We start from the raw sequence: 26,579 nt of genomic DNA on the forward strand, positions 1-26,579 counted from the left end.
ATCCTCGCCCCCCATGCTGGTCTCGTATCGCTGGCTCTGTGAGCTCGTTCCCACTCTGGCTGCCCCCGCTTCGGAGGTCGCCAAACGCCTGACCCATGCCGGACTCGAGGTCGAGGCAGTGCAAGAGTTTGGCCTCGGCCTGGACCCGATCGTCGTCGCCGAGGTTCGCACGATCGAACCGCACCCGACCAAGAGCGGTCTCCGGCTGGTCACGGTCGATCGCGGTGGGCAAGAGCAGCGAGTGGTGTGTGGCGCAGCCAACGTGCCCGAACCGGGCGGACGTGTGCTGCTGGCTCCCCTCGGCACGGTGATCCCCGGGCTCGGCCCGCTCAGCCCGCGAGAGATTGCGGGGGTGAAGAGTGAGGGCATGCTCGTCAGTGAAGAGGAGCTGGGGCTCTCGGAGTCGAGCGAAGGCATCTTGGTGCTCGACCCCACGCTCGGCGCCCCAGGCGCCAAGCTGTTCGACGTGCTGCCCGAGGCCCGTGACACGATCTTTCACGTTGGCGTCACTCCGAATCGCCCCGACGCTCTCGGACACGTCGGCGTAGCGCGCGACGTGGCAGCGCTGTTCGGCCTCGACTTCCGGCTCCCAGAGCAGGGGACGCCGCGGCGTATCGCCAGCGACGCCCTCGACAGCCTGATCACGATCGAAAATCTGGATCTCGAACGCTGTCCGCACTATGGCGCCGCGGCGGTGCTCGACGTGAGCATTGCCCCCTCGCCGGAGTGGCTGCGCTGGCGGTTGTTCAAGCTCGGTGTGCGCCCCATCAACAACGTCGTCGACATCACGAACTTGATCCTGCTGGGCTGGGGTCAGCCGATGCACGCATTCGATCTCGACCGCGTGCGAGGTGCTCGCGTCGTCGTGCGGCGCGCGCGACACGAAGAGCCCTTCACGACGCTCGATGGAACGGCACGCAGCCTGGACGTGGACGATCTGGTCATCTGCGACGGCGAAGGGCCGAGCGCCCTGGCCGGAGTGATGGGCGGGCAGGACAGCGAAATTCGCGACACCACCCGGCGTGTGCTGCTCGAGTGTGCCTACTTCACCCCGCGAGGGGTTCGGCGAACGTCACGACGTCACGCTCTCCACACCGAGTCGAGCTTTCGCTTCGAGCGCGGGGTCGACTTCGGTGCCGTGCCGCGCGTGCTCGAGAGCGCCAAGGTTCTCTTGACGGAGCTGGCCGGCGGAGCGGCGGTGTCCGGTGCCATTCACGCGAAGTCCGCCGACGCGCCGCTGCCCGAGGTGCGCTTGCGCAAGGCCAAGCTCGACGCGCTGCTCGGCCTCGACGTGCCCTTCAAAGAGGCCACGTCCATCCTGCGCCGGCTGGGTCTGGACGTCTTCGAAGAGTCGGAGACCGAGGCTCGAGTGCGCGGGGCCTCGTGGCGCCCGGACATCTCCCGCGAGGCCGACCTGATCGAAGAGGTCGCGCGAGTGCGGGGGCTCGACGAGATCCCGACTCGACTGCCTGCGATCGCCCCACAAACTCCCCGGACCAGCGGCAACCTGGAGCGCAGAGTCGCCGCCGAAGCGACGGCGCTGGGGCTGTCGGAGGCACTCACCTACGCCTTCGTATCACCGCGCGATCTGCAGGCGCTCGGCGCGCCGCCGCCGGTCGTGCAGATCAAGAACCCACTCAGCGAGGGGCGCACCGTGATGCGGACCAGCTTGCTTCCGGGATTGCTCGACTCACTCGCGCGCGCTCGGCGCCACGGTGAAGAGTCCGTGCGACTGTTCGCCGTCGGCGCTCGGTTTCTGCCCGCGGCGCAAGAGACGACGAGCATTGCGCGCCCGCGCGACGCGGACGAGGCGCAAGACCTGCCCGCCGAACGACCGACCTTCGCTGCAATCGTCGCTGGGCCCAGGCCAACCTACCTGGCGGTGCCGGCCAAGGTGGATGTGTTCGACGCGAAGGGGCTGGCCGTCGAGCTCACCGAGCGTCTGACCGGGCGGTCGGCGCGGGGTCGGCTCGCAGCGGGCACACCTGGCACCGCTCACCTGCACCCGCGCGGGGCCGGCGAGGTGCTGGTGGACGAAGTGCGGGTCGGTGTGTTCGGTCCGCTGCACCCGGACGTGACGGACGCGTTCGATCTCGGGGGCGAGGCGTTCGTCGTAGAGCTCGATCTCGCGGCCATCGAGGCTCTCGGCGAGAAGACTCCGCGTTATCGTCCGATCCCGCGGCTGCCCCCGGTCACGCGTGACGTTGCGCTGATCGTCGACGACGGAGTGAGCGCCGAGCAGGTCGAAGCCGTGATCCGCGGCGCAGCTGGGGAGCTATGTGAGTCGGTCGAGCTCTTCGACATGTTCCGCGGTGCTTCGGTCCCGGACGGACAGCGTTCGCTCGCGTTCCACCTCGTCTATCGAGATCCAAAGGCCGCAACGGAGCCCGACAAGGCGCGCACGCTGACCGACCGCGAGGTCGACCAGCGCCATGCCGAAGTGGTCAAGGCAGCAACCGAGCGCCTCGGTGGACAGCTGCGTGCGTAGCGTGCGCGGCGCCGAGACTTCGGGTAGCGTGACAGCCATGCGGCCCCTGGCGCTCTGCTTGCTGCTGGCCTTCTCGGCCCCAAGCGCCTTTGCGCAGGGTGCGCCGCCCAAGGGGCCGACCAAGCCCGGTGAGCCCGCCAAGATCCCGGTTGATTCGGCGACGCCCTCGGCCGACTCCGACTCTCTCGACGACGAGGACGACAAGGCGAAGCCGCGCGAGAAGGTCGAGCTGACTCCGGAGCCACCGAAGGTAGTCCACAAAACGCTGCCGCCGCCCGGCGATGCGCGGGCGGACGAACAGGAACCGCGTCCGGTGTTCGGCGAGCCCATGGAGCGCGATCCCGACCGCCATCTCGAGCTCGGCCCCGACGTCGGCCTCTGGGCGCGCACCGCCAAAGGCGATGACGTCAGCTACGCACCCGGTCTCGGGTACGGTGTTCACGCTCGGGCGGAGCTCTGGCGCTTTCTCGGGCTGCGGATCTACTTCAACAACGCGACGCATGCCGTCGATGTTCCTCGGGGCTCCCTCGGGCTCCCGGACACACAGCTCGACCAACCTGATCTGAGAGTGTTTCAGCTGGGCGCGCGCGCCGAGCCGACCTTCATGCCCCTGCCAACGCTGCGGGTCTGGTGCGGCGTTGGTATCGCGTGGGCGAGGGCGACAGCTCCGGAGCCGTCGAGCACCGGCGCCAATCAGATCCGCTACGCCGATCGCTCCGGAGTCTTTCTCGAATACAGCGCGGCGCTGGGTGCGACATGGGATTTCATTCCGCACTGGCTCGCCGCGACCTTGTCCGTGTCCGGCGGTCTCGTTGGTGAGCAGTCGGGAGATCTGTTTCACGAACAACCCGTCGCTGACGGAGCCGGGGGCACGGCTCGCATGGCCGGGTTTCCTGAGCTTGCCTCGAGCTTCTCGGCTCAGTTGGGCGTCGGGATGATCCTGTGAGCTGGCGCCGCGCCGGTTGGTCGTTGGGCCTCCTGGTCGCGACTGCCTGCGGAGCAGCGTCGGGCACGCGCGAGGCCCCAAGTCGGGGGCCGGACGTCCTGATTCCAGATGTGACCCCGGCCCAGGAGAAGGCGGCCAAAGAGGACGCCGTGCCACCATCGGGCATGCGCCAGACGCCCGTCGTGCCGGAAGAGGCGATGGGTTCGGAGCCAGGCTCTCCCGACGACATGTGGGGTTCGTTCGGGGGTCCCGGCCAGACTCGCGGCGGTCCGGACTGCGACCGCGCTGCCGATTGTTGTCTGAAATTCTATCAAAAGAGCGGCGGTGACCCCTCGGTGCATCGCATCTGCGGGTCGATGCGCATCGCACCTTCGACGGTGTGCCCCACCTTGCTGGCGAGCTTTCAATCCAGCGCGCCGAGCATTGGCGTTCAGTGCCCGTGAGCCTGCCAGCGTAGCGAGACGTCACGCTTGTTACGCCGCGAGTGACGCTCGGATCCACGTGCATCCCCGTGGATGCGGCGGAAGGACCGCAGATCGCAGGGCGGGCCTCCTACTCCGCCGAACACCGAGTGCTTCCCCGACCCGAGTCGAAGAGTGGGTGAACCACACCGGATGTGGCTTGGCATCGCACCTGCATTGTCTCCGTTTCAAGAGCAGGGAGCCGGGGCTCGATGCTCGAGACAACGACCTTTTCTTCATCACACGGGGAGCAATCACCATGGCAAACATCAAGCTGCGAAAAATCATCGTTGGTCTGGGCGTCTGCACGAGCATGCTCACGAGCCTGTCGGCGACCGCGCTTGCGGGAACGCTGGGGGACGGCGATCTGGGTGGTCATGACGCGCTGCCGCCTCCCACTGCCGATCGCCCGAGCGACGCTCCGAAGGCGAAGAGCACGAGCAACGATCGCAAGGCGAAGAACCTGGTTTACCTCGAGCTCTTGGGCAACGGCGGGCTCTACTCGATCAACTACGAGCGAATGCTCACCAACGACCTGAGCGCGCGCCTTGGCTTCAGCTACCTCTCGATCAGTGCCAGCGGCACCTCGAGCGACGGGCAGACGTCCACCGCAAAAGCCAGCCTGGTTACCGCCCCCGCGATGTTCAACTACATGGTCGGTGGCAAGAACCACAAGCTGGAGATGGGCGCCGGAGCGACGCTGATCTACGTCTCGGCGAGCGCTTCAGGCGGCGCGGCGAGCGCATCGGGTGAGGGTGTCGGCGTGGCCGGAACCGGCGTCGTGGGTTACCGCTACTCCCCTGCCGACGGCGGCTTCGTCTTCCGCGTCGGGTACACGCCGCTGGTTGGCAAGGGTGGTTACATGAGCTGGGGTGGGATGAGCTTTGGCGGAACGTTCTGATGCCAGGAGCAGGTGGGGCGCGACAGGGTAAGTCAGCGCCCCGCCAGAGCTCGCGCCAGACTCGCAGTTCGACCCCACCGATTGACTCCGCTGCCTTGCTGGGTGAGTGAGACCCGAGCTGCAAGGCAGCTGAGGAGGACTCGATGAGGAGAGCGTTGCTCGGCGTGTTGATGGTGACCTGGATCCCGTTGGGCTGTACTGCGACGACCGAGTCGCCGCCCGCGCCGCCCCCGGCACCGATGCCGGCGCCGATGCCGGCACCGATGCCGGCGATGCCGCCGCCTGCCCCCGAGCCCGTCAAGCTCAGCATGTTGGATCAGCAGAAGGCGCACATGACGGCAAACGTTGCCGCGTGGCAGGCGCACGATGCCAAGAAGCTGGCAGCGCTGTACGCAGACGACGTTGCGTTCGGTTACCCGTCGATGGAGGGCTGGCGCGAGACCAAGGGCCGCGCCGAGCTCGAGAAGAACATGGGGGAGTTCTTCGTGGCCTTCCCCGACGCCAAGGTGACCACCATGCGCGGCATGCACGTGGGCGACGTGCTGGTGCTCGAGTGGGTACTCAACGGCACCCACAGCGGCGACTTCATGGGCATGAAACCGACGGGCAAACGCCTCGGTTACCGCGGCGTGAGTCTGCTCTGGTTCGGCGACAAGGGCGTCAAGCGCGAGCACATGTACTTCGACCACGTCACCTTCATGGCGCAGCTCGGTGCCGCACCGAAGGGCATGCAGGGCCGACCGGTGATGGAGGTGCCCGCAGACCATCAGCCCGAGTGGGTGGTGGCTGGCAACAACGACGCGGAGAAGAAGAACGTCGAGCTCGTAACCCAGTTCTACGACACCTGGGCGAAGAAGGACTCGAAGGCGTTCCTCGAGACCTTGGCCGACGACGCCGAGCACACCGACTTCTCGCAGCCGAAGGACTCGCCCAAGGGCAAGGCCGCGGCGAAGAAGGAGTTCGATGCTTTCTTGAAGGCGTTCCCCGACATCAAGATGGAGAACAAGAACGTCTGGGCTGCCGGCGACTACGTGGTGATCGAGGCGGAGATGAACGGCACGTTCAAGGGTGCGCTCGGGCCGCTCAAGCCAACCAACAAGAACGGCACGCTTCACGGCCTCGACGTCATGAAGACCAGCGGTGGCAAGATGGTTCATGGCTGGAGTTACGGTTCCGGAGCCGAGTTCGCGGGCGCCTTCGGCTTGATGCCGAAGCCGGCCGTCAAGGCCGCCCCGACGACGAAGGCACCCGCGCCCGGCAAGTGGGTTGCACCGGCCCCGAAACCAAAGGCCACGACGCCGCTGCCGCCGCCAGGCATCAAGCCGGGCGCGCCGGCAACCGGGGTGCAGCCTGCGCCAGCCAAGGCTCCGGTCGCCCCGGTGCCCGCGAAACCGCCGGCGCCCCCGGCTGGCAAGAAGTGACGCTCGCTGCACGTCGATGAAGCGTGCCTGGCTCGCACTATCGTTGGCGGGTTGCGGTGGAACCTCCACCCAGCCCGCCAAACCACCTCCGCACGTGGCCACGGCGGCACCAGAGCCGAGCTCCAGCGTTCCCGCTCCGACCCCGGCGCCGAGTGCGCCACCGCCCGTCGTGCGCCCGCCCGAACCGAAGGGCCCGGCGGAGCTTGCCATCCATGTCGAGCCCGGCCGGCGCCAGCCCGTTTCTCTCGTCGGCAACGTCGAGCAAGTGCGCGCTCCGAGAGGCGAGAGCGGTCTCGACGCCTGGACCGAGGTCACGCTGAGTGTGCTCGGCAAACCGGAGAAGTTCTACCTGCTTCACTCGCCGCCCGCGCTCGCGCTGCCGTTTGCGGTGGGTGAGCGTGTCACGCTCGAGATCGACTGTCGCAAGGGTGGGTGGCACCGCGTGTGTGACGCCGTGATGCGCGACATGGCGCGCCGCACACTGCTCGTGATCTCGGGCAGCGGTGATCAGGACTCGGCGCCCGGCTGGAAAGTCGAGCGCGGGGCGCTCGCGACCAGTCAGGTGCGCCCCACCCAGCAGAAATCCGTGGAGCACACCCACGCGCTCAGGTTCGAGTCGGAGGGTGCTCGCCTCACCGCGATGCCCCACGAATGGAAGCGCGTCCTGGTGCACGGCAGGAGTTATCTGGTGACGGGCTACGAGGTGATCTGGGAGGGTGAGCGCCCGCCGGATGCGCGCGATCACCGGAGCTTTGCCATCGTGCTCGAGCGCTAGCTTGACCCGAAGTGGCTCACGCGCGACGATTTCGGCGCGCGTGGATTCCGAGCCCAACATCGTCGAGCGGATCCGGGGGAGCAGTGAGCGGGTGCACATTGCCATTGGCGCGGTGTGCAACAACAACTGCATCTTCTGCATGGAAGAGGATCGCGAGGGTCGCTACGTCAACAACTCCGCGATGACCGCCGAGCGGGTGCGCTGGGTGCTCGAGTCGCATCAGGGGTCCGAGGAGATTTGTTTCACCTCCGGCGAGCCGACCACCCGGGAAGATCTGCCGGACTTCATCCAGCTGGCGAAAGAGCTCGGGTACCGGCGTATCAGCATGATGACCAACGGCCGGCGCATCGGGCATCTGCCCTACGCCGTTGCCCTGGCCAAGCGCGGCCTGAATCGCATCTACGTCTCCATTCATGGCCACGAGAAGGCGTTGCACGAGGGCCTGACCCGCACACCCGACAGTTTCGGGCAGACCGTGGCCGGACTTCGCGCCGCCGCTCGCCTTGCACCCCACGGCGTCGAGCTGCACACCTCGACCGTGATCACTCGGCGCAACCTGCCGCACCTGGAAGAGATCTACCGCTTCCTGCGCGGGCTGGGCGTGCACCAGGTCGTGTTCAACGTGATGCAGGCGAACGGTCGCGCGCACACCTTCTTCGACCAGCTCTTCCCGCGTTATACCGAGATTGCCGCCGAAGCGCGCCGAGCGCTTGCGGCCATTGCCGAGCCGCGCGCGATGGCATTCTTGGTGGACATTCCGCTCTGCACGACGGAAGGCATCCCGGATTTCAACCGCGGCTACGTGGAGAAGTATCGGCACTTCGACCTCGACAGTCGGGTGGAGATGCCGCTCGAGAACCGCGACGCCCGGCGCGCCGACGGCAAGGGCAGGGGACTGACGCTCGTGACGCGTGCCGACCTGGACGGGGCCGAGCGGGTCAAACGTGCGGAGTGTGCGACCTGCCGTTATGACGCCGTGTGTGAGGGCGTCTGGAAGAACTACCTCGCGCGCTACGGCTGGGACGAGATGGTCCCGGTCGTGCACGCGGCAGCCGAGTGACACCCATGCCCGACCGGGCGCGAGTTCCCCGCTGGTCGAGCCTGGCGCGCTCCGGATCGCCGGCGGAGGGCGCAATCTGGCCGTTCGATCCGGAGCTCCTCCAGTTCGAGGCTGGCCTGCGCCGGGTGATCAAGCGCGAGACGCGCTCTGCCGAGGAGGCGCGGGTTGCCGTCGAGTGGTTTCGCTCGCGCGGGCTCGACTTCATCGAGTGCGGTCCCGTGATCTTGGCGGCTCGAGACAGGCCAGAGCTCGACCGCGCGCGCGACCTCGACGCCGCCGGCGACCGCGACTCTGCGGCTGTGCGCGAGCTGGGCGGGCTACTCGGTTATCCATCGTGTTGCGTCGAGGCCTACCTTCGACTCGAGCTCAGAGACGACGCCTCGCTCTTCGATGCGCTCTTGCCCAGGACTGGCGGACCCTTTGCTCCCGAGTCGGCGTGGTTGCTTGGCCCTCTCGCGCTGGTGTCCCACGCGCCGTGTGCGCTCGACTGCGAGCCAACGCTCGCTCTGGGTGCCGCGACGCTGTCGCTCGTCGAGGCCGCGTGCCCGGGCTTTCGAGCGCGCTGGCGCCACCTGGCTCGGCGCCTGCACCTCATCGACGCGGACGGGCGCGCATTTTCCTGCGCGACGGAGCTGGATGCGCTCGAGCTCGTGTGTGAACCGTTCCCACGCGTCGTGCCGTGCTCCGCGCCGGCCGCGGCTCGTGTGCGCTTTCGCGCGGACCATCGCGGGTGAGCCCAAAGCCAACGCCCGGGCCGTCAACGTCGACGGCGGGTCAGCTTGGTGCGGAGGTTGAACGCGCGGGTCATCGCGCGGTCCATGGCAGAACGGAACTTGGGCAGCATGCCGATCTGCCGCGCGAAGGCCAGCTGATCGAAGACGACGAAGTTGGAGACGACGAGGCCGTTGCGGATCGTGAAACAGTCGATGCCGTCGAGCTGAATGCGGCTGCCGGTGGCTTCGATGCCCATCCACGGCGCCCCGCTGAAAGTCCCCGTGGCTCGCCAGCGCACGAACACCGTCTCTCCCTCACCGACGATGCTCTTCGCTTTGATCTCGAAGTCCGGCAGCGCCGCGAAGGTCTCGGCGAAATAACGCCGGACCGCGTCCCGGCCGCGCAGGGTCTCCATCGGGAATTCCTCCACGATGTCCGGAGCCCAGTACGGGACGAGTGCGTCGGCGTCCCTCTGGTTCAAGACCCGCTCGAATAACTCACGCATCAGCTCGACGGGTTTGCGGTCCCCGGCCGTTGTCGTTGCCGTCATGCGCCGATTGGTAGTGAGGGCGCCCGCTGCCGTCAACGGACGGAGTGCCGCGGCAGGGGCACGGCTTGGGCTAGATTCCGCTTCGTTTCGCCCGCGGGTTCGACTACCAGACGCGGCATGCATTCGACGCACGTGAACAGAGCCTGGCTCATCCTGCTCCTCGGCGCCGCGCTCCTGGCTTGCAAGGGCGGTTCGAAGGGCGGCGTCACCCAGGCGAAGCTCGGGACCATCAGCGGCAGCATGCCGAACCTGAAGCTGGCCAAGGAGACGTCGCGGCTGCCGCTCATCCCCAGCAGCAGCGGCCAGACCGCCAACAACTTCGGGATCTGTTTTCACTACGAGAACCCGGCCGCGATCGGTGAGCTCTCGATCTTGGTCAAGCCTCCCTCCGCCATCAAGACGGGCAGCGTCCAGCTCGAGCAAGAGAAGGCCGGAGACGGAGTTCGAATGAAGCTCCAGCCTCTGGAGGGCAGTGCTGGAGACTTCTGCCAAGAGATGTTCTTCGAAGCCGGCGACCCGCCGGGCAAGTGGCACTTCGAGCTGCAGCAAGGGGCAACTGTGCTCGGCAGATGGGACGCGGACGTCTACGCGCCGTGAGAGCTCCCGGGATTGTCTCAGGCTGATGACTCGTCAGTCTGCGGCTCGACCGGTCGTGTTGCGTCGAAGCGGTCGTAGTCGATCACCAGACGGCCATCGGGTAGGTCGCTGATGACGTCCTCGAAGCGATGGCCCCAGCGAATGTCTTCGGGATAATAGAGCTTCCGCGCGTACGTCGTGGTGCCGTAGGTCCCGTCGTGGCCCATCAGGGTGCAAACGAACCCTCGCAGAGATGTCGTGGCGTTCTCCGGCGTCAGGTCTCGGAGCGGACTCGTCTCGTCGAGGCGGTGGAAGACCAGCCAGGACAGCACGAACAAGGGCTGGGTCGAGCGTTCGAGCGGGAGATCGCGCAGTCGCCGGATCTTGTGCCCCTCCGGCGTGTCCTCGTCCCGGAGCACCGTGACCTTCAGGCTCGCCTCGACCACGTCGTTGCCCCGGGCGTTGGCGACCCGGAACATCAGGGTCGGTTTGCCCTCTCGCATCTCGACGGTCATGACCTTGCTGAACAGCACGCCGGAGCTCGGCCGTGCGAGCTTCGCGAAGACCAAGCCGGTCACCACCGCGACACTGACCAACGACAGGGCTGCTTCGATCGTGACCAGCACGTCGGCGTAGGTGCTGGCAGGGTGCAGGTTGCCGTAGCCAATCGTGGCCATGGTCTGCACGCTGAAGAAATAGGCGTCCTGGAACGATCCGGGTTTGGCGTTGGCGATCCCGCTCGGGTCGAGCAGGTACAGCGACGCAAACACCAGGTTGCCGAACCCGTAGGCGAACGCACACGCTCCGAACAGCCGCCACCAGGACCCTTCGATGAAATAGATGTAGAGATCTCGTCGCAACGCGCTCGGCGCGCCGCGACGCACCGCCTCGTTCGGATCCCAGCGCCGCGGTGGCGTCGCGGACTCGGGCGGCGTGCTCCAAGCGGGAGCTGCGCTCTCCGGGGTGGCCTCCTCTTTCGCCGCGTGGTGCTCGGCGCTCGTGTGGGCGTGATGGTCCGCTTCGCGCGGTGACATCGAAATGTCGAAGGCCACCTGCGCCACACAAACGAATGCGATCAAGGCGAGCCAGACCCAGGTCGGGACGAAGCCGCCGACCACACCGAGGGTCAACACCAGGCCCGCCGAGACGAAGCGCGCCGTGACGCGGGCGTCGTCCGGAAAGTCGGACTCGCGGCGCTCGGTCAGCCAGTCGATGAACCCCACCGCGGCGAGAGAGAGCGCCAAGCTGACGGAGAAGAGCCAGCGGTATTTGGCGCTGCCAATGTCCTCGAAGCTGAGGTTGACCGCCTTCTTCAGCGAGACCCCGAGCGCCGTCACGGCGATGGCGAGCGGCAGGTGGGCGTAGACCCAGAGCACAGTGCCCAGGCGCCGCGGTTTGATTCGCGCGCCCGCCACGTCATCGAAGTAGATCCACCAGACGGTGCAGGTGACGAGCAGTCCGAGGCCGCCGAGAATGCCGGTCTCGCGGGTGAGGCCGCGCTCCGCCAGCTCGCTCAGGACCTTGACGAAGGACTCGCCGAGCACGATCAAGACCAGGATGCCGTAGCGCTCCGACACGTGCCCGATGTCGGGCGGGTAACGCTCGATGATCCCGATGGCGTTACGCCCCAGCGGCGTCGAAAAATCGACCGCCTGGGCCATCGCCCACAAGAAGAACGTCCACGGCGGCGGCACGAATGCACTGGCCAGCCACAGCGCTGCGCCGAGCGCGAAACCAATCGAGTAACGACGCGTCATCGGACGCGCATCGGGGACCTGGACGTGCGCCCTCGCGTACATCAGGACCAGGACGACGCGCACGATGCCGTAGGCAACGGCGAAGGTCCCGAAATGCCCGTCGAGCACCCGCGGCACGCTCGCAGCGACCGCACCGATGGCCAGCATCTGCGCGAACACCAACAGGCGGTGCACCGCGTCGTCGACCAGGAAGCGGTTGTTGTAGAAGGTGAACCCGGTCCAGGTGAACCACAGCGGGATCATCAGGCCGGCAAAGGCCAGCACGCCGTACATGCTGACGTGAGATGCGAGGGCCGAGCCGAGCTGAACCAGGGCCGCGACGTAGACGAGATCATAAAAGAGCTCGAGCCAGCCGACCTTTCGCTCCCGCCCGGGTTTGGGCACCCACAAGGACGCCCGATGAAACCAGCGACTCCGCACGCCGTATCAGCGTGTCGTCTCCGGGCGAGCCAGAGTCAAGGGCTTGCGGCGCCCGACGAGCATTTCTGGACGACCGAGCAGCCGGGCAACGCGATCGGTGATGCGGCTCAGGGCGGGCCGACCGTGTGGGTCGCCGTTGGCACGAAGCGGAAGTCGCCGAGGCCTGCTCTGAGCGGCGCAACCTCCAACGCGAGGCCGAGTCGATGGCATTCGTCCGCGAGACGTCGAATGCCTGCCGCTCCCTCTTCCAAGTGAGCGAGCCCGAGATCGGCGAGGCTGAGCTCGACGCGCAGCTGTGACAACCCCACACTCTTTGCGAACAGCGCCCAGTCAGTCAGCTTGATGCCGGCAAACGGGCGAACTCTCAGTTCGAGCACGGCGTCCGCGCTGCGCAACGCGTCGACCAGGTGGCGAACCGTCTCGCTGGGCGCTGGGCCCACGCGCAGGCTCACCCGAGAGCCGCGCGGAAGCTCCGCACCGGTGCGGTTCGGGTCCACGTCACTCGCCAACAGGAACCCCAGTGGCACGGCGGATTCCCGCGCACGCCGGGTCGTGTCGGCGAACAAGCGGTGAGAGGTGACGTCCCTGCCCACGACGAACAGCGGCTGACCCGTCGCCCTTGCGCCGTCTAACGCGGGTGCGAGCTCGACTGCGCGGGTTCCGGCGCCGAGCCGGAGCACCACGGCACGTTGTTGTGAGCCCCGCGCTGGCAGGGCAGAGCTGCGGGTCTTGTCCAGCAGAAGGGCCAACGCCGCCTCGAGCTCGTCAAGACCGAGTGTGGGCAGCGCAGTCCCCCCACACTCCGCGAAGTCGAGCGCGGCGCTCAATTGTTCGAGCTCCGTCTCACGCCCCAAACGCTCACCGAGCTCGGCCGTGAGAGCGTGAGCATGCTGAGTGCGAGCGTCGAGAAATCGCCAGGGGAGCTCGCTGCTGTAGCCCTTGCGGCGCGCCGCTCCTTCGTCGCCGTCTTGCCACGCATCGAGCACGGCTCCATCGCGGAGCGCGGCCCAGTAGATCGGAAGCTCGCGGTACAGTCGCAGTCGATTGCGCGACACCTCGTGAAAGAGCTCTCCGAGCTCGTGCTCCCGGATGGCCGTGACACTCTCGCGAACGTCTTCGAGCGAGGTCCACGGATTCCAGAGGATCATGCTGTGAGCGCGGGCGCGGGCGTACTCGAAGCTCTCGGGCCAGTCGCGCCCGAGGGAACGCATTGTGTCGACCGCGCCGAGCAGCTGCGCCTTGGTGCAGCCCTTGTTGTAACGAAGCAGCTCGCGGTCCGAAAAAGCCTCGAAGCCGGACAGGTAAACCTCCACCACATGTCCGACGTCCGCCGCAGCCCGCGCCGCCTCCTCGAGCCGCGCGCGTTCGCGCACGAAGGCGTCCGGCCGCGCCGGGAACAGCCAGCGTCGGCCTTGCAACCCGCGCTCGGCGGCGGCTCGCACGAGCGCCGCGAGGTAACGGTGGGCGTGCTGGTCACTCAGGGTGTAGGCGTGAATTGCGGGTAGCTTCTCGGCGAAGTACGCCGCCTGTTCCACCAAGCGGCTGACCACCTCGCCATCGGCCCGTTTCTCGTAGTCACCCCCCATGTGGCAGAACGCGCAGCCGAGGCGCGCGACCGGCAGTGCCGCGGGCAAGCTCACCCCCGCGTAGTGTGGATTGTTCATTGGGTCGTCGGCGAACGGGCAGCCGATGTTCCCGAGCAAGGTCTTCTGCCAGATGGTGGGGGGGGCTCCCGGTGCAATCACGTCGTGATCCAGCACGGGATCGAACGGCCCCTCGTCGTTCGTGTCGTCGAGCGGCGCACGAGCAATGAGCTCGCCCTGTTCCAGGTGAGCAACCCCCGGCACGGAGCTCAGGTCGTCACCCCGCTCGAACACCTCGAGCAGCGCTCCGAACGCGTGCCGCAAGCTGGCGATGCTCGGCGTGCGCCGTGCCGAACTGCCCGGCACGCTTGCGGTGACGGCCCCGAGCACATGGTCGATGCCGAAGGCAGGCTCCACGGAGTCCCCGCGGGTCACCTGAAGAACGCTGCGCCCAGGTCGAGCCTGCGCGTGAGCCAGTACGGGCTCGGGATCGAAGAGTCGTTCGACGACGATGAGCGCTGCGTCGCGCTCGCCCAGCCACTCGCGCAGGCGCGCGCGGATCGACCGATCTCTGTCCTGGTCGCGCCCATCGTAATAAACTCTGAGCACATGGGCGTCATGGCCCAAGCGTCGCGCATCTGCCGCCAGCAGGCAGAGCAGGGTGTCCGCGAAGAAAGCCTCCTCGGGCTCGCCGAAGGGGAGCACGAACGCGATCGAGGCCACGCCTGCCAGGTTAGCGCGCCCGGCGCGTCTGCGGGCGTCTGGGCGCATCGGCCCCGCCGTCCGTGTTACACGAGAGGCCGTGTCCGAGCGTCATCGTCGGCTGCCGGAGGGGCGTTTCGGACGGGTAACCCGCCTGGCCACGCTCGGCGCCCGAACGGGTGTGAGCTTGCTCTCGGGCCGCGGCGCGGAGCAGGCGGCGGAGCGAGCCGCCGAGGTCCTGGGCACGCTGCGAGGGCTGGCGGCGAAGGTCGGGCAGATGGCGAGCTACGTGGATGGTTTCGTCCCCGAGGAACAACGCACGCTCTACGAGGGGGCGCTGAAGTCGTTGCAGATGGCGGCACCGACCTCGTCCGCGACGGAGATCCGGCGTGTCATCGAGGACGAGCTCGGCGCACCGGTGGACCGGCTCTTCGCCGAGTTCGACGAGGAACCGTTCGCGAGCGCGTCCATCGGCCAGGTGCATCGTGCGGTGCTCGAAGACGGCCGCGCCGTTGCTGTCAAGGTGCAGCACCCTGGCATCGAGCGAGCCATCGAGAGTGATCTGGCCAACGCGGGCATGCTGACCTCGCTCATCGCCGGCATGGGCCCAAGGACCCTGGAGGCCAAGCGTGTCCTCGAGGAGGTCAAGGCGCGCTTCCGCGAGGAGCTGGACTATCGGCTCGAAGCCGAACAACAGCGGCGTTTCGCCGAGATGCACGCCGGCGACGAGGCCGTCATGATTCCGGCGGTGATCGCCGCCCGCTCGGGTCGGCGGGTCATGACCAGCGTCCTGGTCGAAGGCGCAGATCTCGACGCGGCCGCCGCCGCGAGCCCGGCCGAGCGGCGCGCGTGGGGCAAGACGCTCTGGCGCTTCGTGTTTCGAGGCAATCTGGTGGGCGGGCGTTTCAACGCCGACCCACACCCGGGCAACTACTTGTTTCAGGACGACGGTCGCATCTGGTTTCTCGACTTCGGCTGTGTGCAGGTCATCGAGCCCGTGCAGCAAGCAAAGGCGCTGCGGCTCCACTCCACCGCCATTGTCGGCGACGAGCCCGCCTTTGGCCGGGCGGTGGCCGACCTGCTCGGGACTCGAGGAGGAAGCTGGGAAGAGGCCACCGTGGCCTACACACGGCGGTGTTTCCGCCCATTGTTCGAGGCACCGTTCCACATGGAGCGTGACTACGTCGCCGGGTTGGTCTCCGACATCCAGAGTATGAAGAAGTTGATGCTCGATCGGAAGTCGCGCTTCGTGCAGATGCCGGAGGGCATGGTCTTCATGAATCGTTTGCAGTTCGGCTTCTACTCCGTGCTCGCGCGCCTCGACGTCGACATCGACTATCGAAGCGAGGAGCGAGAGTTCCTCGACCGAGCTGGCTTGCTGTAGCGCGGGCTCACGCTGGCCGACGGCCGAGCACGACGAAGAGCGCCACCCATCCGGCCAGGAAAGACAGACCGCCAAACGGCGTGATCATTCCGAGCTTGCCGATACCGGTCAGCGTGAGGGCGTACAGGCTGCCGGCGAAGAGCACGATGCCAGCGGCAAAGAGTGAAGCCGGTACGTCGACCTTGGTGTCGGTTGCCCGGGCGTACAGGCCGAGCGCCAACAAGACGACTGCGTGCAGCAGGTGATAGAGCACCCCGGTCTGCCAGGCGCTCAGGTGGGCATCGGAGACCTTGCCCCGGAGCGCGTGGGCGCCGAAGGCCCCGAGAGCGACGCCCAGAAAACCGAAGGCCGCAGCAACACGGATCCACATGTCCGCGAAACATAATGGCAAGTCGCAGATCTTGCGCAACCATTCGTTGTCGATCTGTGGCACGCGTGGCAAAGGGTCACCGAACAGATGCTGGGCGACGACGAAGCCGGGGACCGACCCACCTTTCCTGATGACCCGTCGATTCAACACGGACATCTGGCCGGGCTCCTGGCGCGCCTGAAGGCCATCGTGTCTGCCGAGCACGAACCGCGTCAGGTGTTCGAGTTGTTGCATGTGCTTTTGACCGATGTGCGCCAGCACTTCGCCGCCGAAGAGCACACCATGGACCGTCTGGAGTACCCACTCCTGGAGGAGCACCGGGAGCGTCACTCCAAGTTCTTGCGTCATCTCGAGACCGTCGAGACGGAGACCCGCGCCCTGAAGGCCGGGCTCTCCGCGGCGGTCGCGACCCAGCTCGAGAACTGGTTTCACGATCACGAACAGACGGCGGACGCCGATCTGCTGGCGTATCTGCGCAGCAACCGCTGACCCGGACAGCCTTCAGCGGGGCTGGAACTCGTCGTCGCCGAAGGCCGCCAGGTAGTCCCGCCGGAGCCCTCCACAGCGCGCTCTCTCAGCGCAGGAGTCACAACGCGGCAGGAAGTTGCCGCCCTCGATGGCCGACTCTTCCAGCATGAAGCCGTAGCCACCGGGGTTGGCGACGAAGAGATCGAGGTCCGCGGCGTGGAACAGGCAGCGCGCGTGGCTCTGGGGCACGACGCACGGTGGGGTGTGCAGCGAGGTGAGGGAGACGCTCGGGTTTGCGTTCATGGCTGCGACGACGCCAGACACGACCTCAGCGAGCCGAGGGATTTGAGCCGAGAGATCTCGGTCTCCCTGATCGACTGCGGAGAAACACCAGACGTTGAAATGCGACAGCCCAAGTGCGGCGTACGCGCGCACCATCTCCGGCAGCTCTGCCAGGTTGCTCGCGTAGATCAGGAGATCGCCGGCCATCGGCAGCCCGTGCTGTTTGAGCTCGGCGATTGCGCGCAGCATGAGCTCGTGACAGCCAGGGGTCCGCGTGAGGCGGTCGTGGGTTTCGGCCGTTGCGCCCTTGATGGCGAAGCTCACCTCCGTCAGGCCGGCGCTGACGTAGCGTTGGCTGACCTCGGGGTAAGCGAGCAGCATGCCGTTGGTCTGGAGCTTGATGCGGGTGTAACCGAGCTCCCGAGCCTTCTTCACGACGGCGAATGAGTCCTTGCGCAGTGTGGGTTCGCCACCCCCGAGCCAGAGGGATGTGGCGCCACGCTGCCGTCCGCGCAAGAGCTCACGCACGACCTCCTGTGTGCTCATGCGTGGGCCCGTGTCCGACACGCTGAAACACCCGATGCAGCGGTTGTTGCACGAGTAGTCCGCCGAGATCTCCAACCACTTTAGCCGTCTCGGTGGCGAGGGATTCGGCATCGCGCCGCCAAGCGTCATCCGAAGGCCCGAACGTGTAAAGGGCGGGAGGCGGACCCTCGGCGCCTGCGGAGCACCCGGTGTTGCCTCGGCCAGCACGCGCAGGTGCCAGAACAATGGGCGGGGATCCGGCTAGGATGCGGCTCATGCCCACCAGCACACGGGTCTTTCGCAACGCCAGTGTCCGCTCCGGAGACAAGGGTGACGTAACCTGCGCTGCGATCGCCTGGCGTGACGGGCGCATTCTCGCCGTGGGGACGGACGCTGAGGTCGCGCTCGCAGCCGGTCCGGGTGCGGAGAGCTGGGACGTCGCGGGGGCGGCGGTTCTGCCGGGTTTCATCGATGCACACCACCACCCATGCATCGTCGCGCTGTTCGGCGGAGTGCTCAGACTGACAGCGCCTGCGGTGACCGACATCCCGAGCCTGCAGCGTGCGCTCGCCGATCTGTCAAAAACGACCGCCCCGGGCGACTGGGTGGTTGCCACGGAGTGGGACGAGATCAACCTGACCGAACGTCGTCCGCCGACGCGCGAAGAGCTGGACGATGCGGTGCCCGGGCACCCGCTGATCGCGTTTCACTACACCTGCCACCGTGCCGTGGCGAACAGCCGAGCGCTGGAGCTCGCCGGCATCGGCCGTGACACGAGCGATCCTTCCGGCGGAGAGTTCGTTCGCGGTCGCGACCGACTTCCCACCGGGCTGCTCATCGAGCGCGGCATGAGCCCCGTCGAGCGCCTGGCCCGAGCTAGCCTGGTCGCGCGCGACGCCGACGGTTTCATGTCGCGCCTGGCCGAACACCATCGCGCCCTGGCGAAAGCCGGGATTACGCGGGTCTTCGACGCGACGGTTCCGGGCGATCTGGCGGTGCTCTACCGCGAGGCGGAGCGGCGGGGCCTGCTGAGCGTGCCGACCGTGATGATGCCGGTGTCCACGACTGGCTATCTGGAGACACCCTTTGATGCGCTCGACGGGCCGGTCACCGGTGAAACCCAGGGATTGCTCACGGTCGGCCCCATGAAGCTCGTGTTCGATGGTGCACCGGGCTGCGCCATGTGTCTCGGGTGGATCCAGACCGCGGGAGCGTTCCTGCGCTCGCTGGCCCAGTCGGCGCGCCGCGGGTCTCTCGACACCCTACGGACCATGATGTCCGTCGAGCCGCGGGTCGGAGTGAAGCTGCGCACCGGGATCCAGATCTACCGGCAGGACGAGGCTCGTGAGATCGTGACGGCGGCGGTCGAGCGCGGCTTTGCCCTGGCCACTCACGCGATTGGCAATCAAGCCGTGGAGCTGGCCCTCGACACCTACGACGCCGCAGGCGCCAAGCTGGGCCGAGCCGGTGTCCCTCGGCTGGAGCACGCCACCTTTCTGACCTCCGAGTTGGTCGCGCGCATCGCGGGCATCGGCGCAGCCGTCGTGACACAGCCGAACTTCATGAGCCTGCCAGCGTATTCGACCGCAGTTCCCATTCCCGGTCTGCGCAACGCGCCGTTGCGCTGGCTGCTGGACGCGAAGGTGCTCGTCGCCGGGAGCTCGGACTTTCCCGTCGCCGGGTTCGACCCGCTCGCAGCGATCGTCGCAGCGGTTACCCGGAAGACTGCGCGAGGCGAGGTCTACGAGGCGGATCAGCGGATCGAGATCGATGAAGCGATTGCGCTCTACACGAGCTCGGCCGCCGAGGTCACTGGCTGCTTGGCGGAGGTGGGCACGCTCAGTCTCGGAAAACGCGCCGATCTGGTGGTGATTGACGGGTCGGTCGCGACCCTCGAAGGCCTCGAGGCCGCGAAGGTTCGTGCGACCGTCATCGGGGGCGAAATCGTGTACGGGCAGCCGTAGGCCGCGCGGCGGAGCGCGGTTGGTTCGAGGTCGCGGCGACTGGCTCGGCCCGGGCGTTGATGGCAAGCTCTGCAGGCCCATGGGGGAGAGCCAAGATCACGAGCTCGTGCCGCTCGACTGCCGGACCTGCGGGATCTGCTGCCGGGACGCATCGGATGGGCGGGTCGGGGTCAGCGCCGAAGATCTCGTGCGCTGGAAGCGCGAAGGAAGACGCGACATCGTCGACGCGCTCGTGCCGGGTCACTTCGGCGTGATGGCCTTTCCGTCTCGACCGAGTGGAGCCTGTGTGCACCAGGGAACGCCGGACAATCCCAACGACTGCTCGATCTACGAGACCCGCGCGGAGCCCTGTCGACAGGTCCAGCGTGGTGATCGGGAGTGCCTCGCCTATCGCCGCGTCTTCTTCGCTGCTCCGAAGTAGCAATGGAAGGCGCACTGGTGCGCTCAGCGTTTGGACTTGCTGGACGGGGGCGGGGCTTCGGACCTGGCTGCAACCACGTCGACGCCGCCGCCATCGGAATAGGTGCCGAGCACACGCTCGCGTCGTTTCATGAAGCGCTGGAACCCCGGGATTTCAGCCGCCTGCGCGCTGCGCTGTTCCAGCTCTTCGGCGCTCTGGACCAGCGGCATCTGGTGCGTTGGACGGCGCGAGCGTCTCAGCTCCGAAGTGATCGCGGACAGCTCCTGACTTCGGCGGCTCAGGCTCCGCTTCGTCTCGATGAGCTCCATTCGCAAGACGTGCGCCTCTTCTTTGGCGCGCTCTACCTCTTCGTAGGGTGCGGTGGGCTCGGGCGGTTTCGTCGGGACCACGTCTGGGGAGGGTGTGTTTCGAGCTTCGGTGACGGCTGCCTCTCGCTCCGCTCGCAGGCGGGCGAGCTCGGCTTGGAGCTCACGCGCCTCGGCGGCGCGGGCCGACTTCTCGTCCTCCAGGCTGTGGCTCAGCTCGTCGGCCTTGGACTTCTGAGCGATGCCCTCGTCGCGCGCCGCAACGACAGCGTTCCACATCTCTTGCCGCATGTCGTCGTAGGCGACGGCGGCGGCGTCGAGCTCTTCCCGAAGCTCCTGCCGCTCTGCGCGTGACAGCTCGAGCGTGCTCAGGGCGTCGGTCAGTTGCTCGCGCAAGAGCAGCTCCTCGCGAGCGGGGCCCGGCTTCTGAACGTCGAGTCCCGGCTCGGTCGGGCGCTTGCGATTCAGGCTCAACAGCTCCTTTCGGAGTGCGGCGATATCCTCCGAGTAGCGCGCCTCGAGCTCGATGACGCGCGCTTCGTGCTCCCGCATCAAGGTCTCGACGAACTGGTCCTGTTCCCGGCGGAACGCGGCGAGCTGTTCGTCCAGGCCCGTCGTCGCTGCGTGCGCATCTCGAATCGCCTGGTCGCGCTGGCGAATGAGCACCGTGACCGGCAGCTCGAGTCTGTCCCGCGAGGCGGAGTCGATCTCAGCGTTCGCTTCGCGGATCGCGGAGTCGGCGTCGGGGGGTGTCTTCTTGGGGTGGAGGTCCGGCGGGAGTTTGGTCTTGGCCATGCTGCTGGAGCCTCGCATCGGCGAAGCTAACATGCGGCTTGCGGTCGCAACCGGAGAATCTCTCCCCCACGACGATAGCGGAAGCTCGGCACGCTTGCGCCGTTCGGTCGACGGTTGCCCGGAAGCTCAGAAGCTTCCGGCAATTCCCAGGTTGCCGGACCCGTTACCGAGCGCGAACGTGGGCCGGATGCGGAGGCGGACGAGCTCGGGTCGTTCGTGAGTGTAACGATCGGCGTCGTCGCCGGTGATGAGCAGAACCGCGCCGGTCACCAGGACCGCCGAACCGACGCCAACACCGAGCCAACCGTACACGTCGCGCGCTCTGGCTTTGTCGTAGTCGTCGAGGGCGAGGTTCTTTCGCCGGTTGCACTCCGCGGGCCCGACTTTCAGATCCGAGGCATGGCACCGGGTCACCGTCCCCGCTCTGGCGAGGTCGATGTCGGCCTGCCAAGCGTTGCCTTCGTCGATGAACCCGTCCTTCTTGCTCTGGTTCCAGAGCAAGAAACCGGCGCTTGCGCCGGTGACCACGGCGCCGCTCAGCACCCCCACCCAGCCCCAGGTCTTGAACAACCCTGCCTTGCGCTCGTAGCGTTGGCGATACTCCGCCGTTGGCTCGAGCACCACGCGCACGGTGGTGGTGCCACCCAGCGCAACCTCGACGCGGCGCCGCACCGGCTCGAACCCATCGCGCTCCACCAGGAGCGCGTGAGGCCCCGCCGGCACTCGCAGTCCGGCGCTGTACTTTCCTTGCGGCTTGCCATCGACGCTGAAATTGCAGTCGGGTTCACTCAAGTCCAGCGCGAGCACGCCCGCGGCGCTGGTCAGGGTCGTGGGATCCACGCCGGGCTCGAGCAGCACCTCCCCCTTCACCGCCTCGCCCAGCTCGACCGACTGGGTCGCCGCGACGTAGCCGGGGCGCTGCAACACCACGCTGTGTTTGCCCGGAGCCAAGACGAGCGGCGCGGGCAACGGAGTCGTGCCGGCGAGTTTTCCGTCCACGACCACGGCGGCGCCAAGGATGCTTGATTTCACGGTGAGCTGGGCGAGTCGTCCTTCGAACGGGCGCAACGTGAAGCTCAAGGTCTTCTTTGTACCGCCCGCGAGGCTGACCTCTCGGCGTTCCGGGATGTGTCCCGGCGCGGTGACGCCGACGACGCGGGAGCCGCCCGTGACCTTGATGGATTGCGAAGAGCTACTCGTGGGTAGCCGCACTCCGTCGATGTCGACCTCCGCGCCTTCGACGTCGACCTTGATCTCGAGCTCGGCAATCCGCTGCGCTTGTTCGTCGCGCATGCTCTTCGCACGTTCGAGCTTCTCCGCCGGGAGGCTGCCCGGACTCCGGATGACCTCGTCGAGCGTGGCCACGGCCTCGACGGCGCGGCCCATCGCCGCGTAGACCAAGCCGATGTTGTAGGCGACGACCGGGTGAGGCGACAGCTCGTGTGCGCGGCGAAACTCCGCGAGCGCGCCGGCGTTGTCCCCGTCGTTGAACAGACGCAGGCCTCGCCCGAAGCGGTCGCGGGCCTCGGTCTTGGCGTCGGTGGCAGCCTGTGCGCGAAGTGGCGCTGCGTGGAGCAACACACTGGGTGCGAGGAGGGTGGCGACCACGAGGGGCAGCGCGCGAAAATATCCGCCCGCTACCCCGCTCGAAGTTCGCACTGGGCGAATCTACCTCAACGAGGAGCGGGTCAGCTAATACGGATTGTTCTCGTCGAGCCCGGTCTTCTTGGCTTTCGTGGACGGCGCGGCGGGTGGGGTCTGGCCCGCCGAGCCCTTCGGCAGTGGTGGCTTCGTACCCGGAGCCGGGTGGGCCGCAGCTGCAGTGGATGGCGCAGGCACAGCCGAGTCTGCGATTGTCTCTGGCGCGGTGGACGGCACCACTTCGGGTCCGGAGCTCGGGGCTGACTCTTCCGGCAGCGGCGTGCTCGTCTGGCTGCTCGGTTCGGGGCCCGCGCCGCTCGAGCTTCGCGCGACGCCGGCCAGGTACACGCCGCCGAAGCCGACGAGCATCACGGCCGCGACGGTGCCTGCGATGAAGCGCCCGCGCCCTCGCTCTGGTGTTTGCGCGACGGTTCGGCCCAGCGCGCCCGCTTCGATGGATGGGGGCCCACCGCTTGCCTGCTTGCTGTCAGCCCCCGTCGCCGCATTGGCGGTGATCGCCGGCGCGGCGTTGGCGGTGATCGCCGGCGCGGCGTTGGCCGTGATCGCCGGCGCGGCGTCCAGGATGGCGGTCTGGGAAATCTCGGCTGCGCCAGCTTGTTTTGCGGGTGCTCCGAGCGCGCTCTCCTCGAGGAGGAGCGTCGCCGCGTAGGCCTCGCGCACCTCGCCGCGCTCGAAGGGTTCGAGCGCGCTGGCCAGCGCGCGGGCGGTCGCGATGCGCGCCTCGCGCTTCGTTGCCATGGCGTGCTCGACGACGCCGCAGAAAGCCGTAGGTGCGTCCGGACACAGCTCGCGCAGCGGCGTGGGGCTCCCCTCGTGGATGAGCAGCGCGAGGTGCGGCAAGGTGTCGGCGTCGAACGGGCGGCGGCCGCTGGCAGCCTCGTAGGCGATCACTCCGAGCGCGTAGATGTCCGCGCGCGCGTCGAGATCTGTGGCGCCGCGCACCTGCTCCGGCGGCATGTAATACGGTGTGCCGAGCACGGAGCCCTCGCGGGTCATCGCGTGATCACCCGTGAGCGTGGGGTCGAACTTCGAGATGCCGAAATCGAGGATCTTGACGAACGGCCTACCCTCACGCTCGCACACGAACAAGTTGTCGGGCTTCAGATCACGGTGCACCACGCCCGCGTCGTGAGCCGCCTGGATGCCATTGCAAGCCTGCCTCAGAATGTGAGACAGGACGTCGATGGGCAGGCGCCCGCGTGTCCGGATCAGCTGAGACAGCTCTTGGCCGTTCAAGAGCTCCATGACCAGATACGGCTCGCCGGAATCCAGCGTACCGGCGTCGAACGTCTCCACGATGTGGGGGTTGCCGATCCGACCGGCGGCCGAGGCTTCTCGCAGGAAGCGCTCGACGATGGCCGGATGGCTCGCGACCTCGCGGTGCAGGAGCTTCAGCGCGCGACGGTGGTGGGTGAAGACGTGTTCGATCTCGTAGACCGCGCCCATCCCTCCCACACCCAGGCGGCGCAGGATCTTGAACTTTCCCCCAACGATGGTGCCGGGCGCCGGCGCTTCGGCGGACATGGCCACCGCGAATCTAGCACGCGGCGCGGGCTCACCAGACAACACGCCGTGTTTTTCAGCGGGCTCGGGGCGCCGACGGTGCCAAGGTGCACTCGACCGAGTGCCGGATGGAGGAAGCAATCGGCGCGATTTCACCGAGGAGCGTCCGGGCTACGTCACTCGTCGAGACCACGGACCCTGAGTGCAGGGTGCGAGCCCTCCGACCCCTCGACCGCAGAACAGAGCGCGCGGAACCCCCGCTCGACCCGGGTGTCGGCCCGAGAACTTCGGACTCACTTGTGCTCCTCCGGCGGTGCGCCGCGGCCAGCTCGAGCCGGAGCTCGTGGCCGCCGCGGAGCGCCTCTTGGCGCTTTCGCCCTGGGGTTCCGAGCTCCAGGTCGACGAACCGACCGCGGTCCTCGCGGCGCCCACCCAAAGCCGGTGAGGGGCTCGCGCAGTTGTCGGCGGCTCAACCCGCTTCGTCTGCCCCGACGTCGATGGCCGAGCCCTTGGGGCGATTTTCCCCGTCCAGGTCCTTCGGCGGGGATTCGTTGATGGTTCCGGCGTTGATGCAAGGCGAAGAGTTGTTCAGGTGGAAGGTGTTGTCGACCTTGGGGTCTGCGGCCTGATTGGAACCGTTGGAGGTGATCTGCGTGATGCCGTTCACGCCGGCGATTGCCGTGATCAGCGTCTGCGCGCTGCCGTTGAAGAAGCGGTAGAGGCCGTCGCCCGCGCCCGCGGGCGGACCGTTGAAGAAGAAGTTGTTCTGCAGCGCTTCGGGGTGCGCCTGTTTGCCGGTGGGCGCGTCTTCGTAGAGGCCAAAACGAGCGGCCGCCTTGCCTCCAAGCAAGATGTTGTTGCGGATGCGCCCGTTGATGCCCTTGAAACCGCAGGTGTTGCAGGTGCCGATCCCCACGACGATGGCTGCGCTGCGTGAGTTGGCCGCGGACGCGGTGGGGCCCCCGCCGTCGATGGTGTTGCCATTGATGATGGCGACGCCAGCGGGTACCTCCGCTTCCATCAGCCGAATGCCAACACTGCGCCCAGCGTTGATGCCAAAGATGACGTTGTTGGTGATGGTGGCGTTCGAGCTCTCCGAGTCCACGCCGCCGCAGTAGCTCGTGCTCGCCGCGGCGCAGCTGCTGGTGCCACCCACGTTGATGCGGTTCGCGTTCAAGAGGAAGGTGCCACCGCCCGACACACCGAACGCCGAGTTGGTGTTGGCGACGCCCGCGAAGATGTCGTTGTTCTCGATGCGAGTGCCGGCACCGCTCGCCCAGGTGGTGACGCCGGCCGCTGAGCCTCCCGTTCCGCCCGTGATCTTGTTGCGCACGATCTCGGCGAACGCTTTGGCGGTGGTCCCGGGCGATTCCATGATGACGGCAGCGGCCGCCTGTGTGGCTTGACCGCCCGTGATCTCGTTGCCGTCGATCAGCGGGCCCGTCGCGTTCATGCCCGTCGCCGCAAAGATGGCAATGGCGTGAGAGCGTCCTTGGGGATAACCCCCGGAGGTCACGTTCGGGCCGAAGATCTTGTTGCCCTGGAGCGTCGGCGACCCGCCCTGCAAAGTGACCGCGGCGCGCCCATTGCCCGTGCCGCCGCCGTTCTGTCCCATCAAACGCACGCCTTGAACCAGCGTCAGCCGCGAGATGCTCACGTCAGCGGTGACTCCCAGCGCGTCGGCGGCGAAGATGGCGCTGTCGTAGGTCTTTGCATCGCGGTTCCAGGTGCAGTTGCCCGTCGCGCACTGGTAGCCGCCCAGGATGTCGATGTTCTCGATCAGCGCGACCTTCTCGGTGTAGTGACCCTCACCGACGTACACCGCGACGTTCGGAACACCGGCCGTCTTGAGCGTCTGCGCGTTCTGCAACGCCTTGCCGATCGTCAGAAGTGGTTTGGCCTGAGTGCCCGGGTTGCTGTCGTTGCCGATCGCCGCCGAGACCCAGGTGCCGATGGCGCTGCAGCCTTGATCGATCTGTTTGTCGCAGTCGTTGTCCTTGTTGTCGCCGCAGATCTCGCTGGCTCCGGGGTAGCTGGTCGGGTCGTTGTCATCACAGTCATTGGCGCAGGTGGTGACGCCATCCTTGTCGGCGTCGGGACACGCGGCATCTCCACCAGCGTCTCCTCCGCCCGTGGCCCCGGTGCCCGCCACACCGCCGCTGCCGCCACCGCCGCCGGCACCGCCGCTTGCTCCGGCGCCCGCCACACCTCCGGTCGCGCCGCCGCCTGCCGCACCTCCCGAGCCTCCTGCGTTGGTTCCGCCGCCGCCGCTTGCTCCGGCGCCCGCCGCGCCGCCGGTCCCGCTGCCGCCCGTTCCACCCTTGTTGTTCAGGCCGGCATCATCACTGCCCCCGCAGCCGTAGGCGCCTGCCGCCGCCACACCGATCAAAATGAGTCCGCGCCCCGCCCAGCTTCGCTTCGTCATCGTTCGCCTCCCGGCAAGAAAACCCAAGACCACGAAGGTAGCACTGCGCGCTTTTCTTCGCGATGGCGTCGGTGTGTGGGCGGGCCACCCACTTCCCCGGCCGTTCAGGCTATTGGTTCTG

The 26,579-nt window shown here is 67.3% G+C and carries 22 protein-coding genes; 13 read left to right on the plus strand and 9 right to left on the minus strand.

Translation table 11 applies throughout. From position 1 onward, the window contains the following. Positions 1 to 13: 13 nt before the first annotated feature. From IPI67_35920 to IPI67_35955, 8 genes are all read left to right on the plus strand, one after another. Positions 14 to 2,488, plus strand: coding sequence for a phenylalanine--tRNA ligase subunit beta (locus tag IPI67_35920; GenBank protein ID MBK7585559.1), 2,475 nt, complete (start codon positions 14 to 16; stop codon positions 2,486 to 2,488). Positions 2,489 to 2,525: 37 nt separating this feature from the next. Further along, positions 2,526 to 3,434: a hypothetical protein gene (locus IPI67_35925; protein MBK7585560.1), complete on the plus strand. Its 909-nt coding sequence runs from the start codon at positions 2,526 to 2,528 to the stop codon at positions 3,432 to 3,434. After that, complete coding sequence (locus IPI67_35930; GenBank protein MBK7585561.1) at positions 3,431 to 3,877, plus strand: hypothetical protein; 447 nt, start codon at positions 3,431 to 3,433, stop codon at positions 3,875 to 3,877. Before IPI67_35925 ends, IPI67_35930 begins: the two co-directional genes overlap by 4 nt. A 277-nt stretch (positions 3,878 to 4,154) precedes the next feature. Beyond that, positions 4,155 to 4,796, plus strand: coding sequence for a hypothetical protein (locus tag IPI67_35935; GenBank protein MBK7585562.1), 642 nt, complete (start codon positions 4,155 to 4,157; stop codon positions 4,794 to 4,796). Positions 4,797 to 4,939: 143 nt separating this feature from the next. Further along, positions 4,940 to 6,217 carry an ester cyclase gene (locus IPI67_35940; protein MBK7585563.1) on the plus strand — a complete coding sequence of 426 codons (1,278 nt, stop codon included), beginning with the start codon at positions 4,940 to 4,942 and terminating at the stop codon, positions 6,215 to 6,217. Between the two features lie 16 nt (positions 6,218 to 6,233). Continuing rightward, entirely contained in the window at positions 6,234 to 6,992 is a 759-nt protein-coding gene (locus IPI67_35945) for a hypothetical protein (GenBank protein ID MBK7585564.1), read from the plus strand. Positions 6,993 to 7,032: 40 nt separating this feature from the next. Further along, positions 7,033 to 8,052, plus strand: coding sequence for a radical SAM protein (locus IPI67_35950; protein MBK7585565.1), 1,020 nt, complete (start codon positions 7,033 to 7,035; stop codon positions 8,050 to 8,052). Positions 8,053 to 8,057: 5 nt separating this feature from the next. Beyond that, positions 8,058 to 8,786 carry a hypothetical protein gene (locus IPI67_35955; GenBank protein MBK7585566.1) on the plus strand — a complete coding sequence of 243 codons (729 nt, stop codon included), beginning with the start codon at positions 8,058 to 8,060 and terminating at the stop codon, positions 8,784 to 8,786. A gap of 23 nt (positions 8,787 to 8,809) precedes the next feature. On the opposite strand, the gene IPI67_35960 is transcribed toward IPI67_35955, so the two are convergent. After that, entirely contained in the window at positions 8,810 to 9,316 is a 507-nt protein-coding gene (locus tag IPI67_35960; GenBank protein ID MBK7585567.1) for a nuclear transport factor 2 family protein, read from the minus strand. 117 nt (positions 9,317 to 9,433) lie between these two features. Between IPI67_35960 and IPI67_35965 the strand changes: the two genes are divergently transcribed. Next, positions 9,434 to 9,913 carry a hypothetical protein gene (locus IPI67_35965; protein MBK7585568.1) on the plus strand — a complete coding sequence of 160 codons (480 nt, stop codon included), beginning with the start codon at positions 9,434 to 9,436 and terminating at the stop codon, positions 9,911 to 9,913. A 17-nt stretch (positions 9,914 to 9,930) separates the two neighbouring features. Here IPI67_35965 and IPI67_35970 read toward each other — a convergent pair whose 3' ends face one another. Beyond that, a complete protein-coding gene (locus tag IPI67_35970; protein MBK7585569.1) occupies positions 9,931 to 12,069 on the minus strand; it encodes a low temperature requirement protein A in 2,139 nt (712 codons plus the stop codon). A gap of 107 nt (positions 12,070 to 12,176) precedes the next feature. Next, a complete protein-coding gene (locus IPI67_35975) occupies positions 12,177 to 14,375 on the minus strand; it encodes a hypothetical protein (GenBank protein MBK7585570.1) in 2,199 nt (732 codons plus the stop codon). Positions 14,376 to 14,454: 79 nt separating this feature from the next. On the opposite strand from IPI67_35975, the gene IPI67_35980 reads away from it, so the two are divergent. Next, entirely contained in the window at positions 14,455 to 15,738 is a 1,284-nt protein-coding gene (locus tag IPI67_35980) for an AarF/ABC1/UbiB kinase family protein (GenBank protein ID MBK7585571.1), read from the plus strand. 7 nt (positions 15,739 to 15,745) lie between these two features. Here the strand turns inward: IPI67_35980 and IPI67_35985 are convergent, their stop codons facing one another. Beyond that, complete coding sequence (locus IPI67_35985) at positions 15,746 to 16,108, minus strand: DUF423 domain-containing protein (protein ID MBK7585572.1); 363 nt, start codon at positions 16,106 to 16,108, stop codon at positions 15,746 to 15,748. An 87-nt stretch (positions 16,109 to 16,195) separates the two neighbouring features. Between IPI67_35985 and IPI67_35990 the strand changes: the two genes are divergently transcribed. Then, positions 16,196 to 16,597: a hemerythrin family protein gene (locus IPI67_35990; protein ID MBK7585573.1), complete on the plus strand. Its 402-nt coding sequence runs from the start codon at positions 16,196 to 16,198 to the stop codon at positions 16,595 to 16,597. A gap of 12 nt (positions 16,598 to 16,609) precedes the next feature. Here the strand turns inward: IPI67_35990 and IPI67_35995 are convergent, their stop codons facing one another. Then, positions 16,610 to 17,515 (minus strand): radical SAM protein, encoded by a 906-nt coding sequence (locus IPI67_35995; protein MBK7585574.1) that lies wholly within the window; start codon positions 17,513 to 17,515, stop codon positions 16,610 to 16,612. A gap of 143 nt (positions 17,516 to 17,658) precedes the next feature. Here IPI67_35995 and IPI67_36000 point away from each other — a divergent pair, with 143 nt between their 5' ends. Beyond that, positions 17,659 to 19,347 (plus strand): amidohydrolase, encoded by a 1,689-nt coding sequence (locus tag IPI67_36000; protein ID MBK7585575.1) that lies wholly within the window; start codon positions 17,659 to 17,661, stop codon positions 19,345 to 19,347. A 79-nt stretch (positions 19,348 to 19,426) separates the two neighbouring features. Beyond that, positions 19,427 to 19,768: a YkgJ family cysteine cluster protein gene (locus IPI67_36005; protein ID MBK7585576.1), complete on the plus strand. Its 342-nt coding sequence runs from the start codon at positions 19,427 to 19,429 to the stop codon at positions 19,766 to 19,768. A gap of 23 nt (positions 19,769 to 19,791) precedes the next feature. Here the strand turns inward: IPI67_36005 and IPI67_36010 are convergent, their stop codons facing one another. The 4 genes from IPI67_36010 to IPI67_36025 all read right to left on the minus strand — a co-directional run bounded on the left by IPI67_36010 (position 19,792) and on the right by IPI67_36025 (position 26,458). Continuing rightward, positions 19,792 to 20,868 carry a hypothetical protein gene (locus tag IPI67_36010; protein ID MBK7585577.1) on the minus strand — a complete coding sequence of 359 codons (1,077 nt, stop codon included), beginning with the start codon at positions 20,866 to 20,868 and terminating at the stop codon, positions 19,792 to 19,794. A gap of 126 nt (positions 20,869 to 20,994) precedes the next feature. After that, positions 20,995 to 22,527 (minus strand): PEGA domain-containing protein, encoded by a 1,533-nt coding sequence (locus tag IPI67_36015; protein ID MBK7585578.1) that lies wholly within the window; start codon positions 22,525 to 22,527, stop codon positions 20,995 to 20,997. A 33-nt stretch (positions 22,528 to 22,560) separates the two neighbouring features. Next, positions 22,561 to 24,054: a protein kinase gene (locus IPI67_36020; protein ID MBK7585579.1), complete on the minus strand. Its 1,494-nt coding sequence runs from the start codon at positions 24,052 to 24,054 to the stop codon at positions 22,561 to 22,563. Between the two features lie 448 nt (positions 24,055 to 24,502). Beyond that, complete coding sequence (locus IPI67_36025; GenBank protein ID MBK7585580.1) at positions 24,503 to 26,458, minus strand: putative metal-binding motif-containing protein; 1,956 nt, start codon at positions 26,456 to 26,458, stop codon at positions 24,503 to 24,505. Positions 26,459 to 26,579: the final 121 nt, after the last annotated feature.

The organism is Myxococcales bacterium, assembly GCA_016706225.1.
GTDB lineage: Bacteria > Myxococcota_A > Polyangia > Polyangiales > Polyangiaceae > JADJKB01.

What these genes read in the sequence shown, in the direction of transcription:
- IPI67_36025 (MBK7585580.1), bottom strand. Translation starts at nt 26,458, where the DNA reads ATGACGAAGCGAAGCTGGGCGGGGCGCGGACTCATTTTGATCGGTGTG.
- IPI67_35935 (MBK7585562.1), top strand. Translation starts at nt 4,155, where the DNA reads ATGGCAAACATCAAGCTGCGAAAAATCATCGTTGGTCTGGGCGTCTGC.
- IPI67_35920 (MBK7585559.1), top strand. Translation starts at nt 14, where the DNA reads ATGCTGGTCTCGTATCGCTGGCTCTGTGAGCTCGTTCCCACTCTGGCT.
- IPI67_35990 (MBK7585573.1), top strand. Translation starts at nt 16,196, where the DNA reads ATGCTGGGCGACGACGAAGCCGGGGACCGACCCACCTTTCCTGATGAC.
- IPI67_36005 (MBK7585576.1), top strand. Translation starts at nt 19,427, where the DNA reads ATGGGGGAGAGCCAAGATCACGAGCTCGTGCCGCTCGACTGCCGGACC.
- IPI67_35985 (MBK7585572.1), bottom strand. Translation starts at nt 16,108, where the DNA reads ATGTGGATCCGTGTTGCTGCGGCCTTCGGTTTTCTGGGCGTCGCTCTC.
- IPI67_35925 (MBK7585560.1), top strand. Translation starts at nt 2,526, where the DNA reads ATGCGGCCCCTGGCGCTCTGCTTGCTGCTGGCCTTCTCGGCCCCAAGC.
- IPI67_36000 (MBK7585575.1), top strand. Translation starts at nt 17,659, where the DNA reads ATGCCCACCAGCACACGGGTCTTTCGCAACGCCAGTGTCCGCTCCGGA.
- IPI67_36020 (MBK7585579.1), bottom strand. Translation starts at nt 24,054, where the DNA reads ATGTCCGCCGAAGCGCCGGCGCCCGGCACCATCGTTGGGGGAAAGTTC.
- IPI67_35955 (MBK7585566.1), top strand. Translation starts at nt 8,058, where the DNA reads ATGCCCGACCGGGCGCGAGTTCCCCGCTGGTCGAGCCTGGCGCGCTCC.
- IPI67_35940 (MBK7585563.1), top strand. Translation starts at nt 4,940, where the DNA reads ATGAGGAGAGCGTTGCTCGGCGTGTTGATGGTGACCTGGATCCCGTTG.
- IPI67_36010 (MBK7585577.1), bottom strand. Translation starts at nt 20,868, where the DNA reads ATGGCCAAGACCAAACTCCCGCCGGACCTCCACCCCAAGAAGACACCC.
- IPI67_35965 (MBK7585568.1), top strand. Translation starts at nt 9,434, where the DNA reads ATGCATTCGACGCACGTGAACAGAGCCTGGCTCATCCTGCTCCTCGGC.
- IPI67_35995 (MBK7585574.1), bottom strand. Translation starts at nt 17,515, where the DNA reads ATGCCGAATCCCTCGCCACCGAGACGGCTAAAGTGGTTGGAGATCTCG.
- IPI67_35945 (MBK7585564.1), top strand. Translation starts at nt 6,234, where the DNA reads ATGAAGCGTGCCTGGCTCGCACTATCGTTGGCGGGTTGCGGTGGAACC.
- IPI67_35960 (MBK7585567.1), bottom strand. Translation starts at nt 9,316, where the DNA reads ATGACGGCAACGACAACGGCCGGGGACCGCAAACCCGTCGAGCTGATG.